Origin of the sequence: Actinoplanes palleronii (assembly GCF_016862315.1) — a bacterium.
Lineage (GTDB): Bacteria > Actinomycetota > Actinomycetes > Mycobacteriales > Micromonosporaceae > Actinoplanes > Actinoplanes palleronii.
In genome coordinates, this window is the sequence record NZ_BOMS01000093.1 from 1 (window position 1) to 18461 (window position 18461).

Below are 18461 nucleotides of genomic sequence, written 5' to 3' on the forward strand. Positions count from 1 at the left end.
CTAACAGCTCGCTGCCGCTGGGCGACAACGGTCGTCGGCCGGGCGCCGCCGGTCGCTCGGTGCGGCTGAGCGCCATCCGTGGCGATGTGCGGGCGGGCGCGGACCGCCATCAGCAGCGCGGCGAGCAGGACGCCCGCGGCCGCGAACGCCTCATACGAGGCCGAACTCCACCAGGTCACGACCGCGGACGGGCCGAACGCGACCGCGCACACCGTGAGCAGGCCGGTGAACGACGCGAGCAGGGACAGCAGGGTGACCGTCGCCGCGGTGGTGCCGGTGGCGCCGCGACGACGGTACTGCTGGACGGCGAAGGCCGCCGACATCGCCGAGCCGGCGGGCAGGGCCATGCTGATCGCCGAGCGGCTGTAGGTGATCGCCAGGGCGTCGCGGGCGGAAACGGTCACGCCGGCCGAGCGCAGCAGGCGGCGTTGCTGCCACGCGAACGCCGCCTGGGAGAGCACCTGGGCCAGCAGAGCGGACGCTGCCCAGCGCGCGTCCGCCGTACGAAGAATGGTCCAAATCGCACCGGGAGCCGGAAGTCGACCGCGGAGCGTGAGCACGACGGCGGCCGCGGCGATCGTCAGCACGGCGGACCGTGACAGCCAGTGCCTGGTCGCGGTGCTCAGGGTTTTCACAGCACCTAGTTTCACCCAAACTTGCACTTCCGGCAAGTTTGCACTTTGAGAAGTGGATCACGTCGTTTAGGGTTGCGCCGTGGAGGAGAACCTCGGTCTGCGCGAGCGCAAGAAGCTGGCCACCCGGATGGCGCTGTACGAGGCCGCCGTGCGCCTGGCCGCCGAGCGTGGCGCCGAGAACGTCACGATCGACGCGATCGCGGAAGCCGCCGGGGTGTCGCGGCGGACGTTCACGAACTACTTCGCGAACAAGGAAGAGGTCTTCTACTACCGCGACGCCTACCGGATGCGCCGGCTGTGCGCGGCGATCCGCCAGCAGCCGGGCTCCGATCTGTGGACGGTGCTGACCGGCGCGGCCCTGGAGTTGCTGACCGAGGCGTACCGGGACGCGGACACGTCGTGGATCACCCAGCGGCGGCTGCTGCACGGCGATCCGAATCATCTGGCGCACCAGATCGCGGCGTACACCGCGATCGAGCGGGAGCTGGCCGGCGAGATCGCGTCCCGGGTGACCGGGCCGGGCGCGGAGCTGCGCGCCCGGGTGTTCGCGGCGTCGTTCATGACCGCGATGCGCACCTCGGTCCAGTACTGGATCGACCACCCGGAGACGTCCCTGCCGGACACGTTCCGCACGGTCGCCGCGATGGTCGCCCCGAAGGGATCCTGATCGGTCAGCGGCCCAGACCCGGGTTGACCAGAACCAGTCAGCGCGGGCGGACCAGGCCCACGTCGTAGGCGATGATCGTCGCCTGCACCCGGTCCCTCGCGCCGATCTTGGTGAGCAGCGCGTTGACGTGCGCCTTGACCGTGCCGACCCCGATGCCCAGCGCCGCGCCGATCTCCGCGTTGGACAGCCCCTGCGCGATCTGCCCGAGCACGTCCCGCTCGCGCGGGGTGAGCGCGTCCAGCCGCGGATCACTTTCGGGCACGGACGTCACGGCCCCGGTGGCGAACGCATCGATCAGCCGCCGGGTGACCGCCGGGCTCAGCATCGCCTCACCGGCCGCGACCGTGCGGATCGCCGCGACCAGCTCGGCCGGCTCGGCGTCCTTGAGCAGGAACCCCGACGCGCCGGCCCGCAGCGCCGCGAAGACGTAGGCGTCCTGATGAAAAGTGGTCAGAACCAGGACCTTGGGTGGGCGCGGCCCGGCGGTCAGCCGCGCGGTCGCGGTCAATCCGTCAATTCCCGGCATCCGTACGTCCATCAGCACGACGTCCGGAGCGACCCGGGCGGCGAGGGCCAGCCCGGCAGCGCCGTCGCCGGCCTCCCCGACCACGTCCAGGTCGGGCTGGGAACCGACGATCGCGGCCAGCCCCACCCGGACCATCACCTGATCGTCCACGATCATCACCCGAACACCGATGGCGGCACCTCCTGATCCGAACCGGTCAGCACGGCCGACGCGGGCACGGCCTGCGTGGTCAGATTGTCGAGCAGGGAGCGCATCGCCCTCAGCGCCTCCCGGGCCGACGTCAGCACCGTCGGCAGATCACCCCGGTCCGCGGCCTGCGGGAGCGCCGCCGCGTGCTGCAGCACCGCCGCGCGCAACCCGTCGGCGAACCGGGCCCGTTCCGCGCGCGCCCGCAACCCCGCGAGCGCGGTGGCCGACGCCACCCCGGACTCCTCCCGGCTGCGCCGCCGCTCCCGCCGCACCCGGGCCGCCCGCCCGGCCGCCCAGCTGCCGAACATCGGCGCCGCCAGCAGCACCGCGATCAGCACCGTGAAGACCGCCAGCAGCGCCAGCCCGAAAATGTTCACGAACGGGTTGCCCGACGACGCCGCCGAGACCGCCACCATCAGCACGGACAGCGCCACCGCCGACGACAGCGCCGCACCCAGCCCGGCCAGCCAGGTCAACCGCGGCCGGACCCCGTACGCCGCGACCGCATAGACCGCGATCACCTCGGCACCCGCGCTGAACAGGAACACCCACGAGTCCTCGTCGCCGACCACCCCGGCCGCGACCAGCAGCGGGCCGAGCCAGGTGGTCGCCGCGACGGCGAGCAGCACCCACCACGGCCCGTGCCGGCGCCACAGCAGCGGCACCACGTGCGCGACCAGCGCCGCCAGCACCAGCAGGGTGGCCGCGGTGTTCAACGCGCTGTCCGGTGCGAACAACCCGGCCGCCGGGAGCAGCACGGCCAGCAGGACCAGGCCCGCGTCGATCACGGCTTGGCTGCGCAGCCAGCGGTTGACCCGCTGGTTGCGGCTCTCCGCATAGGGCAGCGAGGCCTGCACCCGCCACCCGCCGCCGTCGCGCGGGTCGGCGGTGAGCGTCCCGCCGAGCGCCTGTGCCCGGTCGCGCATCCCGGTCACGCCGCGCCCGCCGCCCAGCCCCACGACACCGGTGGCCTCGGTGCCCGTCCCGTCGTCGTCGACGGTGAATTCGGCGCTGTCCCGTCCGTACCAAAAACGGATTTTGATGGTGGATCCTGGCGCGTAACGCAGCGTGTTGGTGAGCGCCTCGCGGGCGATGCCGTGCAGCGCGCCGGCGAGCGGCCCGGGCGGATCGCCATCCGGAAGGTCAAGGACGACCTGCTGGCCCAGCTGGGCAAAACCGGCCACCAGCTCGCTCAGTGGCGGTGCTTCCTCCTGCGCGTCGGCCGCGTCCGCGGGCAGGATCGCGACCAGCCGGCGCAGCGCGTCGAGGGTCTCCCGGCCGGTGCGCGCCGCGAACGACAGCGCCTCGTCGCGCAGCTCCGGGCGCTGCTCGGCGAGCAGGTCGGCGGCCTGCGCGTTGACCACGATCGAGGTGAGGTGGTGCGCGGTGACGTCGTGCAGTTCCCGGGCGAGCCGACCGCGTTCCGCCGCGGCGGCCTCCCGATGTGCCGTTTCGGCCGCAGCGAGCCGGCGGGCGGCCGCGGCCCGGTCCCGGTGCCAGCGCCGGCGGACCCGCCCGAACGCCGCGGCCATCCCGTTGACCGCCAGCGAGAGCAGCACCTCGAGGGCGAGATCGCTGGTCACGCCGCTCTGCACGGCACTCAGCGCGCCCTGCCAGACGACCAGGCCGCCGAGGCTGAGCAGCATGGTCCGCATCGGACAGCGCGCCGCGACGCTGAACAGCGCGATCAGGTCGGCCAGACCGATCAGCAGCACGGCGGCAACGTGATCGTCCGCGGACACCACCGTGGTGGCGACCGCGAGCGCCGCGGAGACCACCAGCAGGCTCCCGACCGGGCGGCGCAGGCGCAGGCCGAGACCGCCGGCCACGGCCAGTGACGCGAGCACGACCGTCACGTTCTGCCACCGTGACAGCGGGTCCAGCGGCAGCAGGGCGAGTTGTCCCGCGGCGAGGAGGACGGGCAGCAACCAGGTGGCCATGGTGGCCATAGATTAGGCGAGCGCTCCGCACCGCCGGGTAGAGGGCGGTTCCTTGATCGCCGCGCTTGACCCGCTTGCTTAGGGTGATCCGCATTCATCGACGGGAGCATCATCGTGACGGCTGAATACCTGCTGCAGACCGCGGAAACCTACGAGCGCGCGTTCGGCTTCCTGACCGAGGAGTTCGACCTGCGCGCGGACCGCCCCCAGTTCCGCCACGGCGGGTTCGCCCTCACCTACCAGGGCGTTTCCACCGGTGTGCGGGTCGACTGGTACCCGCGCGACCCGATCTCGGTCTGGCTGCTCTGCCCGGAGGCGTTCGACCTGCAGGACTTCGAGGAGCTCAGCGGCCACACCCGCCAGGTCGGCGACGCCATCTACTCCCCGAGCCCCGAAAACGCACTGCTCCTCGCGGAGAATCTGCGGGCCTACGGCGCCGACGTGCTCCGCGGCGACCTGACCCGGGTCCCGCTGGTCCAGGCCCGCGTTCAGCAACGCGCCGCCGAGTTCCGGGTCCGCTGACCCCTATTCGGTACGTGTACGGAGCGCCCGTCCGCAGGCTACGAGCCGAGTCCCGGGCTGGTCTCGCGCGACACCGCCCCGCCTCCGGACCCAGCCGCGCCCTACGGTCCGCGCCGCTCACACTTCCGGACCGCTCACCAGGCGCGACCGCAGCCAGCCCGGACCGCCCGGCGCCACCCCGCCCTTGGCTGGTGCTCAGGGGTGTCTCGGCACGCCGGAGACACCCCTGAGCACCAGCCGGGCGCGGCCGGCTGGCCGTGAGAGGTACCTCAAGCGCCCGGAGACACCCCCGAGCACCAGCCGGGCGCGGCCGGCTGGCCGTGAGAGGTGCCTCAAGCGCCCGGAGACACCCCCGAGCACCGGCCGGGTGCGGTCGGCTGGTGGTGAGGGGTGTCTCGAGCGGTGGGAGGCAGCCCTCAGGGCCAGCCGGGGATCGTGGGGCGCGCGGCGGTCTGGGGTGGCGCGGGTGTGGCGCGAGACCGGCACGGGGCGTGGCTCGTGGCCTGCGGAGGGGCGCTCCGTCTTCGTACCGGAAAACGGCGGTCGGAGGGAGACGCCTGCCGCGAGTGATGGGGCGGCAGTGGGCGGTTTCGGTCAGGCGGGTTGTTCGATGAGGTCGAGGAGGTCGTCGAGGACGTCGGGCCAGGCGACACCGCGGGACTCGGCCAGCTGCTCGAGCATCTCGGCGGTGGCGGAGATCAGGACCAGGCCGTAGGCGGCCGGGCCGATCAGCGGGGGCTGGCCGAAGCCCAGCGTTGCGGAGAGTGCCCCGGCTACCTGTGCGGGGTCCGGCAGGCCCAGCCAGTCGCCGTGCCGGGTCGAGATGCGGGCGGCGAGCGCGTCGGCGGCTCGCTGCCGGGCGGCGGGGTCGTCCGGTTCGCCGACCGTGGCGGAGATCGCCAGGAGCAGTACCGCGCCGGAGAGCCGCAGGGCTTCTTCCGGGTCGTCGGCGTCCAGGCGTTCCAGCGCGGCGGTCAGGGTCGGCGCGTGGTGGGTGGCGACAGCCGCATACGCGTGCCGCAGCACGTCCTCGCGCTCCGATTCGATCTGCATCGCTGTTCTCTCGTCTCGCGGTGGGTCGTGCCCGTCATCCTCAGCGTGCCATGCAATAGCCGCAGATCGGACGCCACTGCCGAATTCGGCCTGCGATCCGAGCCGCCTTGACTCTCCGGGCCTCCCTGGTTCCTGGCCGCTCGCAATCCAAACCTCCGGCCACCCCACGCCTCGGGCCACCTCGAACTCCTGGCCGCCCGCGCCTCGAGGCCTCCCCCTGACTCCAGGTCACCCCGCGCCCAGGCTGCTCCGGGCTCGTGCCGCTCCGGTCGCGCTGCCGGCGCTGGCCCCCTGACCGAAAACGACGACCCGAAGCCGAACCGCCGGGCCGGGCCGTCGGCGCCGGGGCCGAGGGCCGAGGGTCGGGCCGGGGCGCTGGATCGCTGGTTAGCCGGCGGGCAGTCGAATGGGAGATATCCGGGTGATTAACGTCCGGATAAAACGATCATGAGGGGGCTTCTGTCGTTTTCCGGGGGCGGCGTCGTGTGCCACTCTGAACGCCCGGATCACGGCCAGGGAGCGGAATGACCAGACGCGTTTTCGTGCATATCGGCGCGCCGAAAGCCGGCAGCACCTTTGTACAGAATGTGTTGTGGGACAACCACGCGGCCCTGAAACGCGCCGGGATCCTGCTGCCCGCCACCCGCACCGCGCAAGACCAGGCGATGACCGATCTGCGCGAGGTCTCCTGGCGCGACCCGCACGCCACCTGGACCTGGGACCAGCTGGTCGAGGGCGCCGCGAGCTGGCCCGGCGACGTGATCATCACGAACGAGGGGCTGGGCGGCGCGACCGCCGAGCAGGCCGCCCGGGCGATCCGCAGCCTGCAGCCGGCTGAGGTACACGTGATCGTCATCGGCCGCGATCTGTGGCGGACCCTGCCGTCGATGTGGCAGGAGAACGTCAAGTCCCGCAGCGTCGGCGGCTTCGACGCGTTCCTCAGCGCGATCGAGCGAGGCAAGAACGACGCGTTCTGGAACCACACCGCGAACCGGATGCTGCGCCGCTGGGGCGACCTCGTGCCGGCCGAGCGCCGGCATCTGATCACCGTGCCGCCGCCGGGTTCGCCGCACCTGACGCTCTGGCAGCGGTTCGCCGGCGTGACCGGGATCCCGGACGGCCTCTGCGAGATCCGCGAACAGTCCGCGAACGCGTCACTCGGCGCGGCCGAGATCGAGTTGCTGCGCCGGCTGAACCGGGCGCTCGGCGACCGGTACCCGCACCGCGCGCCGTACCGGGCCGGGGTGCTGCGGCACCTGGTCAACCCGGTGCTCAAGCAGGGCCGCAACGAGCTGCGCTTCGGCATCGGCCAGGACCGCCGGCAGTGGATCCTCGACCTGACCGACGAGCGGATCAAGGAGCTCGAGGAGTACCCCTGCCAGATCGTCGGCGACCTCGCCGAGCTGCGCCCGCCCGACCTCACGGCGGCGATCTCCCCGGACGAGGTCACCGAGTCGCAGATCCTGGACGTCGCGGTCGAGGCGCTGATCGGCATGATCGGGTATGCCGACGGGCTCAGCCAGCGCGCCGAACGCGGCATCATGACCCGCATCCGCGGCCGGATCACCCGCCGGCTCAGCTGAACATTTTCAGCCCACCACCTCGCCGAGAAGGTGCAGCGGCGCGGCCACGACCCCCACAAGATCAAGAGCTTTCTGGTACGCCATGGCGTGCTCTGGCGTGACCGGCCCGCCCACCAGAGGCAGCCCGGGGGTGACCGCGTGCAGCAGCGACTCGAGCTGGCACGACGCGATCGCCCCGGGCAGCCGGCCGGGATGCGCGGAGATCGGCAACCCGGCGGTCATGGTCCGGGTCGACGGCCCGCAGTCGAGCAGTCCCCCGCCGACGATCAGCACGTCGTTGCGGGCGCGCATCCGCGCCAGCGCCCGCGTGGTGTCGAAGCAGTGCGGGAACGAGTCGTCGACCAGGATCGTGCCGGGCCGCAGCCGATCGACGTCGAGGGTGCCGGGCCCACCGCTGGTGGCGGCCACGATCACGTCGGACCGGTAGATCGCGCCGACCCCGTCGGTGACGATCTCGATCGGCCCCGGATACCCGTTCCGGCGCAGGTCGGCGCCGAGGGCGAACAGTCGCTCGGCAGCCGACGGCAGGTCGCACAGCACCAGCGCGGCCGGGGGTTCACCGGCCTGGGCCAGCAGCAACGCCAACGACGACGACCCGATCGAGCCGACCCCGAGCACGCCCAGCACCCGCCCGGCCAGGGAGTGGCCGGCCGCGGCGAACGTGGTCCGGACCACCGAGGCCGCGGTCACCGCGTGACCCGTGGTGACCTGCACGTCCGAGCGGATCAGCCGGGTGACCGCCGCGCCGTACCCGGTGTGCGCGGGGATCATGCCGGCCAGCGAGACGGTCCGGGCCCCGAGCCCGGCCGCCAGGTCGGCGGCGGCCGCGGCGTCGGGGGCCAGATCAGTTGCGGTCAGCTCGTCGGCGAAGCGGGGCAGGCAGACGAACCCGGACCGCCCGAGCGGGGTGTCGACCGTCTCGAGCAGCCGCGGAGCGTTGCCGGGGAAGAGGGCGGTCCGGATCGCTTCCCGGGAGAGGGTGGGCAGCATGTCCCGTACGGCTGGGGGCAGGTCGCCGGCGAGCGCCGCGAGGTGGGCGGGCGCCGGGAGGTAGCCGACGAGCGCGGCGTCCAGGCGGTCGGTGGCGGTCGTCGTGCCCGATGGCCGGGAGGCGGGACGGGTCGTGGCGCTCGTTGCCGGGCCCGGGCCCGAGCCGGAGTCGAAGCCGGGACCCGGGTCATCGAGCGGCGTGCCGGATTCCAGGTCGGTGCGGAGGTGATCGGCCAGGGTGGTCAGGGTCGCTTCGGGGAGGCGGCCGCGGAAGGTCAGGCGTAGGCCGCCGTTGACCGGGCGGGCCGCCAGCAGCACGTCGGTGCCGGGCGGCACGGTCATTTCGGCGTCCGTGTCGTCCCAGGTCAGGCGCAGGGTTCTGCCCCGCAGGGGACCGAGCGCGGCGAAGTCGAGGTAGGTGAAGAAGAACTGCCAGCCGCGTGGCGCGACGAAGCTGCGAGTGCGAGCCTCGGTCACCGCGGCCGCCATCCGTTCCAGGTCGGCGCGGAACCCGGCGGGCGGGCCGGGCCGCACGGCGACCGCTGTCGCGCACGGTCCGAAGATCCGGGCCAGGTCCGGGAGGGCGTGATCGCGACCGGTCACCGCGACACCGATCGCCGGGTCCGGGCGGTCCAGCACCCGGCTGAGGGCCCGATGGTAGGCGGTGAGGACCGGCGCCATCGGGGTGGTGCCCGCCGCCACGGCGAGGGCCCGCAGCCGGGACACCGTCGCCGCGCCGAGCGTGATCCCGGCCGTCGCGGTCGCCGTGCCGCGCCCGAGCGGCAGCCCGTCGTAGGGTGCGGACTCCGGCGCCAGCCCGTCGAGCAGCCCGACGTAGTCCCGGAACGACGACCGCAGCGGTGCCAGCTCTTCCTGGTCGTAAACGGTCAACAGTTCCCGCGCGAGCAGCGCCACGCTGTACCCGTCACCGACCAGGTGGTGCGCGTGCAGCAGCAGGACGTGCTCCTCCGGACCGACCTGGATCAGCCGCAACCGCACCAGTGGCCAGCGCGCAGGGTCGAAGCGATGCGCCCGCTCGGCCGCGATCGCCGCCTGCTCTGCTCCCGGCTCGGCGGCCGCGACGTATTCCACGGTCAACCGGGCTGTGGCTGACAGCTCTCGCTGCACCGGTGGGCGGGCGTGCCGGCGGAACACCGTTCGCAGCATCGCGTGCCGCTCCACCAGGGTGTTCACCGCCTGCTGCAGACGTTCCCGATCGATCGGGCCGTGCAGACGCGGCGCGGCCAGCCAGGTCGACTCGGCGCCGACCGCGTCGGCCAGCAGGAACCCGCGTTGGCTCGGCGTCAGCGAAAACTCCGCGTTGTCGGGAGCCGCAGCCGTGCCGCCCGCCGCGACCGCCCGCTCGGCCGGCCCGGTCTCCGACGCTGCCTGGGCCGCATCGATCGCTGCGGCCAGGGCCGCCACGGTGCGGTGCTGATAGATCACGGTGGGCCGGGGCAGAATCGGACACTCTGGTTCCAGGGCCGCGAACATCTCCAGGACCCCGATCGAGTCACCGCCCAGCGCGAAGAAGTCGTCGTCGCGCCCGACCTCCGGCACGTCCAGCTGCCGCGCCCAGATCCGCGCCAGCAGCCGCTCGGTCGCGGTGACCGGAGCCGCCCGCACCGGTTCCGCACCCGCCACCAGCACCGTCCGGTCGATCTTGCCGGTGGCGGTCAGCCGCAGCTCCGCCACGATCTCGATCCGCGCCGGCACGAGATAAAACGGCACAAACCTTTCCGCGTACGATCGCAGCTCCGCTCCGGTCACCCCCGCGCCCCGGGCCTGCACCCACGCGATCAGCCGTTTCCCGTCCACCCGCACGGCGACCCGGTCCACGTCGGGGTGCCCGCGCAGCACGGCCTCGACCTCACCCGGCTCCACCCGGTACCCGTGCAGTTTGACCTGGTCGTCGAGCCGCCCGCGGAACCACAGCACCCCGTCGCGGTCGCACACCGCCCGGTCGCCGCTGCGATACCAGCGCCGCCCGTCGCGCTCCACGAACACCGCCGCGGTCTGCTCCGGATCGTCCAGGTACCCGGCTGCCACCCCGGCACCGCCGATCCACAGCTCCCCGACCTCACCCGGCGCGCACACCCGCCCGTCCACGCCGACCACCTCGACGATCGCACCGCCGACCGCGCGCCCGATCGGCAGGTGCCGTACGTCGTCGCCCGGCCGCTCCGCGATCACCTGGAACGTCGCGTTGATCGTCGTCTCGGTCGGGCCGTACAGGTTGGCGACCCGCTGACCCGGCCCGACCAGGTCGAACCAGCGCCGTACGTGCGCCGGGGACAGCTCCTCGCCGCCGACGTGCACCCACCGCAGCGCGGACAGGTCGGCGTGCTGCCGCTCGGCCGCCGACAGCAGCTGCTCCCACAGCGTCGGCACCGAGCTCCACACCGTCACCCGGTCCGCGACGAGCCGGCGCACCAGCTCGGCCGGATCGCGGACGGTGTCGCGCCCCCAGCACACCACGGTCGCGCCGACCAGCAGTGGGGCGAGCAGCTGCCGTACCGAGGCGTCGAAACACGGCGACGCGGTCTGCGCCAGGCGGTCGCCGGCACGATAGCCGAACTCCGTGATCGCCCAGTCCAGGTAGTTGGCCATCGCCCGCTGACTGATGGCGACACCTTTCGGGCGGCCGGTCGATCCCGACGTGAAGATCACGTATGCGTCGTCGTCGGGGTGGGTGGTGACGGCCGGGCGCTTGCCCTTCGTACCATCGAGGGTGATTGCCGGTCGTGGGCGGACCTGCCTCCGGTCGCCTGCGGTGACCACCAGCGGCCTGTCGTCTTCGACGTTGACCAGCGTGAATCCGTTGAGCAGCGGTGCGGTGGTGGTGTCGCAGACGAGCACGGTGACGCCGGCACGTTCCAGCTGGCCGGCCAGGCGCGCGGGCGGGTGCGCGGGGTCGAGGGGCACCCAGGCCGCGCTCGCCTTGAGGATCCCGACCACGCCGGCCACCGTGGCGAACCCCGGGCCGGTGATCAGGCCGATCCGGGGGGCTCGATGGCTCGCCAGCCGCGCCGCCAGCCGATCCGAGGCTTCGTCGAGGTCGCGGTAGGTGAACGGTTGCCCGTCGGCGAGGACGGCTGTCGCGTCCGGGGTGCGACGGCTCTGCTCCCGGATCCGGTCGATCACCGCGGTCGGCGCGGGCGGCGCGCTTTCCGCGGGCGGCGCGCTTTCCGTCGGATGTTCCGCGGCGGTCGGCTCCGCGCCCTCGTCGGGCAGGGCCAGTGACGCGATTTCGGCCATGTGGTCCGCGGCGAAGCGGTTGATGGTGGCGGGGTGGAACAGGGCGGTCGGATAGTTCCAGGAGAAGTGCAGGGTCTGGTGGGACTCGAAGCAGACCAGGCCCAGCCGGGTCGCCGCCGACGCGGTGCCGGCGGTGGTCGCCAGCACCGGTGCCGCCGTGCCGCCCGCGCCCGGGAAGCGGGCGAAGCTGAAGCTCGCCGGGCTGGCCGTGCGCGGACCGGCCGGCCCGGTGGCCAGCATCCGGGCCAGGTCCACGGTGGCGACCGAGCCGTGGCGTTCGCTGTCCAGCCACGCCTGCCGCAGGCGGTCGGCGAGCGCCACCGCGGGCTCGCCGGGCACGATCCGGGCGAGCACCGGCAGGGTGTCCGCGAACGGCCCGACCATCCGGTCGATGTCGGCCAGCCGTGCGGTCCGGCCCGCGCGGGCGACCTGCACCGGTATGTCGTCCTGGCCGCTCCAGCGGGCCAGGCAGCGCACATATCCGGCCAGGAGCAGGTGGAACAGCGAGACACCGGCGTCGCGGGCCCGTTGCTGCAGCCGGGCGCTCAGTTCGGCGTCGATGGCGACCTGGTGCACGGCGTAGGGCGGCTCCGGATCCGTGCCGGGGTCCCCGTCGAACGGGAGGGCCAGAGCGGGATATCGGGTGAGCTCGGTCTGCCACCAGCGCAGATCGGCGGTCTCGGGCGGGACGCGGAGCGCCTCGTGGTCCGCGAACGTGGCTACCGGCGCCGCGGCCGGCTCGCCACCGGCATAGCGGGCCCAGAGTTCGTCGCCGAGGATCGCCAGGCTGTAGCCGTCGGCCGCGGCGTGATGCGCCACCAGGATCAGGTATGCGGTGGCCGGGCCAGCGATCGCGAGCACCGCCCGCAGGGGCGCTTCCCGGTCCAGGTCGAAGGTCCGGTTCCGCAGCGCCGCGTCAAGCTCCGCAACCGGGCCGGGCAGGTCAGTCGGACGGTCACCGACCGATCCGCGCAGGTCAGTGCGGAAATCCACGACCGGGCCGCGCAGGTCGGTCGCGGGATCCGCTGCCGGGTCGCGCAGGTCGGTGACGGTGAACCACGTCGGCCATCCGCCACCGCTCGCGGGTTCGACGTGCTGGCCGCCCGCGCCGAGGCGCACCCGCAGCATCGGATGCCGTTGCTCCAGGTCGGCGAAGGCAGCCGCCAGGCGCTGCACGTCGATCGGCCCGGCCAGGGTCTGCCGCACGCAGGCGTACGACGGCACCTCGGGATACAACCGCCCGTTGGTGTGGAACGCCCGCTGCACCGGGCTGAGCGGAAACGCCGGGCCGGCGACGGCACCGGCCGGAGTCTCGCCGCCGCTGAGGTGCCCGGCCAGTTCGGCCACCGTCCGGAACTCGAAGAACAGCGTCGTCGACAGCGTCCGTCCGAGCCGCGTCTCCAGCTCCTTGACCAGGTCGACCGCGGTCAGCGAGTCCAGCCCCAGCGTCAGGAACGGCTCGTCCGTCCCGATCGTCCCGGGTTCCCGCTCGAGCGCCCCCGCCAGCAGCTCCCGGATGATCGACGCCAACCCGTCCCGGCCCGCCGCCCCCGTCTCGGCCTGCCCGCGGGCCGCAACGATGCCGCTCGAACCCGCCGTGGTCCCGCTGCCCTCCGTCGGCGCCACCGCGGGGCTCACGGTCCGCACCGCCACCCGGGCCATCCCCTCCGGCAGCGCTCGGGCCAGGCCGGACGGCTCCGGACGTGCGGCGACAAGCGGCGATCCCCGCAATGCCGCGGCAGCCCGCGCCCCGCCGCCGGTCCGTGCTTCCGGAAGGGAGACCAGGACCTGGGCGACGTCCAGGCCGGCTGCGGCCCACAGCAGGTCGGGCAGCAGGTCGAGAGCGAGAGCGTCGCCGCCGACACCGTGGCCGGCGGCCAGGCCGCCACCGGCCAGGGCCGGCAGATTCACCGCGACGAATCTACGGCCGGCGGCACGCTCGGCCGCCGCGAAAGCATCGAGGTACGCGTTCCCGGCCACGTAGTCGCCGACCGCGCCGGCCAACCCTGGCAGCACCGACGACACCGAGGACAACGCGATCACCAGCGGCAGCGCCGGTAGCTGCAGCTGCGGCTGCGGCTGCGGCTGCGGCTGCGGCTGCGGCGGGCCGGAAACACCGGACACACCGGTTATTTCGGTTGGGTCGGTTTCCTGGCGGTCGCCGAGGACGGCTCGGGCCAGAACATCGGTGCCGCGGACCTTCGCCGCCAGCCCGGCGGCCAGATCGGAATCGGTCTTCGCGCGCAGGCTTCCCGGGCGCACCACCCCGGCCGCGTGCACCACCACGTCGAACGAGCGGCCGGCCACCAGCGTCGCCACGTCCTCTTCGACTGAAATGTCCGCGCGCCGATACTCCGCGTTCGCGCCCAGTCCGCGCAGCTCGGCCAGCAAGGCGACGGGCTCGGCCGAACGCCCGGCCAGCAGCAGATCCGGGTGCCCGCGCCGGGCGAGGTGCCGGGCGATCGCCGCGCCGGCCGCACCCGCGCCCCCGGTGATCAGGTAGTTCCCGTCCGGCGGCAGCACCAGCGGTTCGCCCGACACAACCGCATTTAAGGTACGGGTGAGCCGCCGCCCGTCCCGCCACGCCACGATCTCCGCGGGACCGGGCGCGGGCGGGACCTGCGCCTCCTCGTCGACGGCGGCGCGCCGGACGGCGTCGGGGGTGCCGGAGGTGACGTCGATGATGCGTACCCCGAGGTTGTGGTTCTCGTCGGCCAGGGCCATCAGCAGCCCGGACCAGACCGCGTGCGCCGCGCTCGGGGTTTCGCCGGGGTTCCCGGTCGCGTAGAGATCCTCGGTGACGACCAGCAGGTGCCCGGATCGCGGCAGCGTGGGCAGCGTGGCGATCGCGTCCGGCCCGCCGTGATCAAGTCGCAGCACCGAGGCCGTCGGGGGCGCGGACGACGGCGGCACCAGCGGCGTGTCGACCCAGCGGACCGTCGACAGGATGGGCGGGCGTGGGTCGGTCACCCAGTAGCGGCGGCGTTGATAGGGATAGGTCGGCAGCGCCACGCGGCGGGTGCCCCGGTCCAGTTCTGACCGATCCAGCACACCCCCGAGCCGCCACCACTCCCCCGCCGTCGTCAGCAGTTGCTCGTCGGCGACCAGCACCACGGCGCCGCTCGACCGCCCCGCCGGGATGCCCGCACCGATCACGACGGCCAGGTCATGACCCGCCGTCACCAGCCGCGCCACCGCCCCGTCGCCGTCGCTCTGGCAGCCGGGCGCGAACCGCGCCGGATCGAGGAGCGTGACGTGGTCGCCGGTGGCCGGGTCGAGCAGTGGGATCCGGGCCGTGCCCGGCTCACCGCCGACAGACACGTCCGGTGCCACCGGCCGGGCCGGACCCGGCTCACCGCCGTCGGACTCGGGCGGCATCGCCAGCCGGATCGCGGCCGCCGGGCGGAGCGCGCCGGTGAACACGGCCGCGGCCAGGGCGGCGACTCCGAGCCCGGTGACGGCGTCCGGGCGTACCCCGAAAGTCCGCAACCGATCGCCCACCGCGATCCCGAAAGCGACAGTGACCAGTCCGCTGACCTCGGGTTTCGCTGCGGCGTCCGGGTCAGCGAACCAGGAAGTGAGGGATCGGCCGGCCACCGGGCCGACCTCGGCGGACAGCTGGTCGACGGCGGCGCGGACCGCGGGCGTTGTCGCGTACAGATGGCTGGCCTGACCCGGCGCCGGCGCACTGAACAGCAGAAACGTCCGGGCGGTCCGGAGCACCGGAGGCCCGGTGGGCGCCGACGCGAGGCGGTCGGCGAGGTCGCCGTCGGCGACGACCGCGATCCGGTAGGGGCCGTCGTCACGCGCCGTCGACGCCGTCGCACAGACCTCGGCATCGCGGAGTTCCGGATGGGCGCGCAGGTGCGCGACCAGGTCATCCGCCGTGGCCCGCAGCCCCGCCGCCGACCGCGCCGACAGGGTCAGCAGACGCGCCCCGGCACCGGCAGGCGCGTCAGGTCCGGCCGGCACCGCGTCGGGCGCGGAGAGGATCGCGTGGGCGTTGGTGCCGCCGAAACCGAAGCTGTTGATCGCGCCCACCCGCGGCCCCACCCACGGACGGCGCTCGGTGACCACCGCGAACCCCGCCCGGGCCAGATCGAACCGCGGTGACGGCCGGCGGTGATGCAGCGACGGCGGCAACTCCCCGTGCTGCAGCGACAGCACCAGCTTCACCAGCCCCGGCATCCCCGCGGCGTTGAGCAGATGACCGATATTGGTCTTCACCGAACCGAGCAGGCGCACCCGCCCCTCCGGCAGCGGCGCGAACGCGTGCGCGAGCGACCGCGCCTCGATCGGATCACCGACCGCGGTCCCGGTCCCGTGCGCCTCCACATAGCCGACCTCGGCCGGATCCACCCCGCACTCCGCATACGCCTCGCTGATCACCTGCTGTTGCAGCAGCGGGTTCGGGGCCATCAGGCTCAGCGAGCGGCCGTCGTTGTTGACCGCGGTGCCCCGCACCACGGCCAGCACCCGGTCATCCGTCGCGTCGGCGAGCCGGGTCAGCACGAGCGCCGCACCGCCCTCGCCGGGGACGAACCCGTCCGCGCCGGCGTCGAAGGCCCGGCAGCGCCCGGTCGGCGAGAGCGCCTGCGCGCCGGCCAGCAGACGATGGGCGGTTCCGGTCAGGTTCAGGTTGACGCCGCCGACCACGGCGATGTCGCAGTCGCCGGCGGCCAGGCTGCGGCGGGCCAGGTGCAGGGCGACCAGCGCGGACGAACACGCGGTGTCGACGGCGAGCGCCGGGCCGTGCAGGTCGAGCAGGTGGGCGACCCGGGCGGCGGTGAGGTTGCGCAGCGTGCCGGTCAGCGCGTGCGCCTGGTCGAGGTCGGTGTCGTCGAACAGTTCCGGGTAGGCGCTCTCGCCGACCGCCGCGAACACCCCGATCCGGCGGCCACGGCGGCGCGGACCGGCGTACCCGGAGCGTTCCAAGGCCTCGTGTGCGAGTTCGAGCAGGATCCGGGCGTGCGGGTCGAGGTAGCGGGCCTCGGTCTCGCCGATCCCGAAGTAGCCGGCGTCGAACTGGGCCGGATCGGACAGGAACGCGCCATGACCGTCCCAGCCCGCGGCCCGGGTGACGCTGTCGCGGCCGGCGAGCAGGTTGGCCCAGAACTGTTCCGGGGTGTCGGCGTCCGGGAACCGGCAGGCCATCCCGATCACCGCCAGCTCTCCACCGCCCGGGCGCGCCACCGGGGCGGGCCGCTCGGCGGGGGCGGCCCCCGGGGTGAGCAGACGGGCGGCCAGGGCCGGCACGGTGGCACAGTCCCGCAGGTCAGCTGGGTGCAGCGGGCGGCCGAACGCGTCCTCCAGCTCGGCGAGCACTTCCATGGCGGCCAGCGACGTCCCGCCGATCGCCAGGAACCGGTCGTCGGGACCGATCTGCTCCACGGGCAGGCTCAGCACCCGGGACCAGGCGGCGCGGATGAGCTGCTCGGCCTCGTGACGGGTGCGCGGAGGTCGTACCGAGGAAAGGGGTGACGGAGAGACCGCGGGCGTCTGGTCAAAAGCGGTCGCAACCGTCGCCAGCAGGTGGTCGCGAAGCCGGTTGCGGCGCAGCTTTCCGCTGGTGGTGCGGGCGAACGTGCCGCGCGGCACGACGTGGACCTCGACCCGGTCGTAGCCGAGCGCCTCGGCGACCCGGACCCGGGCGTGTTCGGCGGCGGCCGGCTCGTCGCGCACCGCCGGCGCGGAGAGAAAGACGGCCACGCGTTCGCCGCCGGTGCCCGGATCGGTCACCCCGACCACCGCGACCGGACCGGCGCCCAGACCCGGGGTCGCCGCCACGAGCTGTTCCACATCGGTCGCGTGGAAGTTGCGGCCGTGGATGAACAGCACGTCCTTGGCGCGACCGGAGACGCAGAGCCGACCGGCGCGCAGAAAACCGATGTCGCCGGTCCGCAGCCAGCCGTCCACCAGAGCATCCGCGGTCGCGGCCGGATCCCGGTGGTAGCCGCGCATCACGTTCGGGCCGCGCAGCTGAATGCCGCCGGTCAGGCCGTCCGCCACCGGATGGCCGGCGTCGTCGACGATCCGGATCTCGCAGCCCGGCACCGGATGACCGACATCCATCAGCTCGACCGTGTCGTCCGACAACTCGGCGACCTCCACGGCGACACCCCGGGACAGCGCGGCACGGCTGAGCCGGACCGGCTCGGCCAGCGAGAACATCGGCGGGAACGCGACCGCTACGGTCGCCTCGGCCAGCCCGTAGACCGGCTGCAACGCCCGCGGGTCGAGCCGGGCCCGCGCCAGCTTGTCCGCGAACGCCCGCCAGACCGCCGGCGCGATCGGCTCCGCGCCGACCATGACCAGGCGGACCCGGCTCAGATCCAGCTCGTCGAGGACCTCGTCGCGGACCCGGCGCACGGTCAGCGCGAGCGCGAAGTTCGCCGCGGTCAGCACGGTGGCCCGGTGCGCGTGCGCGGCCCGCAGCCACACCTCGGGTCGCTTCGCGAAGGTCATCGGACTGATCCGGATCTGCCGGCACCGGACAAAAAGCGGCCCGAGATGGGTGCCGATCAGGCCCATGTCGTGGAAGTACGGCATCCAGGTCAGGATCACGTCGTCCGGTCCGGTGCCGGCCGCCCGGGAGGCCTGCTCCAGGTTCGCCACCAGGTTGCCGTGGGTGAGCTCGACGCCCTTCGGCGCGCCGGTGCTCCCCGACGAGAACTGCAGGAACGCCAGGTCGTCAGGCCCGGCCGAGACCGGCTCGGTCAACGCCGGACCGTCCAGCAACTGACCGATCGTGAACAGCCGCCCGCCGTCCGGTGCCAGATCGCCCGCCAGGGCCGGCTCACCCAGATGCCGCCAGACGGCCACGATCCGCTCCGGTTCCGGCGGCAACGGCACGGGTACGACCCCGGCCAGCACCGCACCCCAGAACAACGGCAGGAACTCCGCGCTGTCCTCGGCCACCAGGAGCAGGAAGTCACCCTGCGTGAGCCCGGCGGCGCGGAGTCCGCCGCCGACCCGCAGCGCGTCGGCATACAACTGCGCGTAGCCGGTGTGCCGCTCCGCACCGTCGCCGCCGACGTGCACCACCACCTGCTCGGGGGCGTGGGTGGCCGCACGGATCAGCACGTCGATCAGCGTCAT

At 73.5% G+C, this 18461-nt stretch carries 8 protein-coding genes; 3 read left to right on the plus strand and 5 right to left on the minus strand.

Going from position 1 to position 18461, the window contains the following annotated elements; all coding sequences use genetic code 11:
* On the minus strand, positions 1-635 hold a 635-nt coding region (locus Apa02nite_RS29565; RefSeq protein WP_203827930.1), incomplete at its 3' end, for a lysylphosphatidylglycerol synthase domain-containing protein.
* Between the two features lie 79 nt (positions 636-714).
* On the opposite strand from Apa02nite_RS29565, the gene Apa02nite_RS29570 reads away from it, so the two are divergent.
* The gene (locus Apa02nite_RS29570) at positions 715-1302 is read left to right on the plus strand and encodes a TetR/AcrR family transcriptional regulator (RefSeq protein ID WP_203827931.1); all 588 of its coding nucleotides are present in this window, start codon (positions 715-717) and stop codon (positions 1300-1302) included.
* Between the two features lie 37 nt (positions 1303-1339).
* Here Apa02nite_RS29570 and Apa02nite_RS29575 read toward each other — a convergent pair whose 3' ends face one another.
* Both Apa02nite_RS29575 and Apa02nite_RS29580 read right to left on the minus strand, forming a co-directional pair.
* Complete coding sequence (locus tag Apa02nite_RS29575) at positions 1340-1984, minus strand: response regulator (RefSeq protein WP_232344313.1); 645 nt, start codon at positions 1982-1984, stop codon at positions 1340-1342.
* The gene (locus tag Apa02nite_RS29580) at positions 1984-3957 is read right to left on the minus strand and encodes a sensor histidine kinase (protein ID WP_203827932.1); all 1974 of its coding nucleotides are present in this window, start codon (positions 3955-3957) and stop codon (positions 1984-1986) included. The genes Apa02nite_RS29575 and Apa02nite_RS29580 overlap by 1 nt, the downstream gene beginning before the upstream one ends.
* Positions 3958-4071: 114 nt before the next feature.
* Between Apa02nite_RS29580 and Apa02nite_RS29585 the strand changes: the two genes are divergently transcribed.
* On the plus strand, positions 4072-4479 hold the full coding sequence (locus Apa02nite_RS29585; protein ID WP_067695489.1) for a hypothetical protein: 408 nt from the start codon (positions 4072-4074) through the stop codon (positions 4477-4479).
* Positions 4480-5073: 594 nt separating this feature from the next.
* Here the strand turns inward: Apa02nite_RS29585 and Apa02nite_RS29590 are convergent.
* Positions 5074-5532: a hypothetical protein gene (locus Apa02nite_RS29590; protein WP_203827933.1), complete on the minus strand. Its 459-nt coding sequence runs from the start codon at positions 5530-5532 to the stop codon at positions 5074-5076.
* A gap of 524 nt (positions 5533-6056) precedes the next feature.
* On the opposite strand from Apa02nite_RS29590, the gene Apa02nite_RS29595 reads away from it, so the two are divergent.
* A complete protein-coding gene (locus tag Apa02nite_RS29595; protein ID WP_203827934.1) occupies positions 6057-7115 on the plus strand; it encodes a hypothetical protein in 1059 nt (352 codons plus the stop codon).
* 6 nt (positions 7116-7121) lie between these two features.
* On the opposite strand, the gene Apa02nite_RS29600 is transcribed toward Apa02nite_RS29595, so the two are convergent.
* The gene (locus Apa02nite_RS29600; RefSeq protein ID WP_203827935.1) at positions 7122-18461 is read right to left on the minus strand and encodes a non-ribosomal peptide synthetase; all 11340 of its coding nucleotides are present in this window, start codon (positions 18459-18461) and stop codon (positions 7122-7124) included.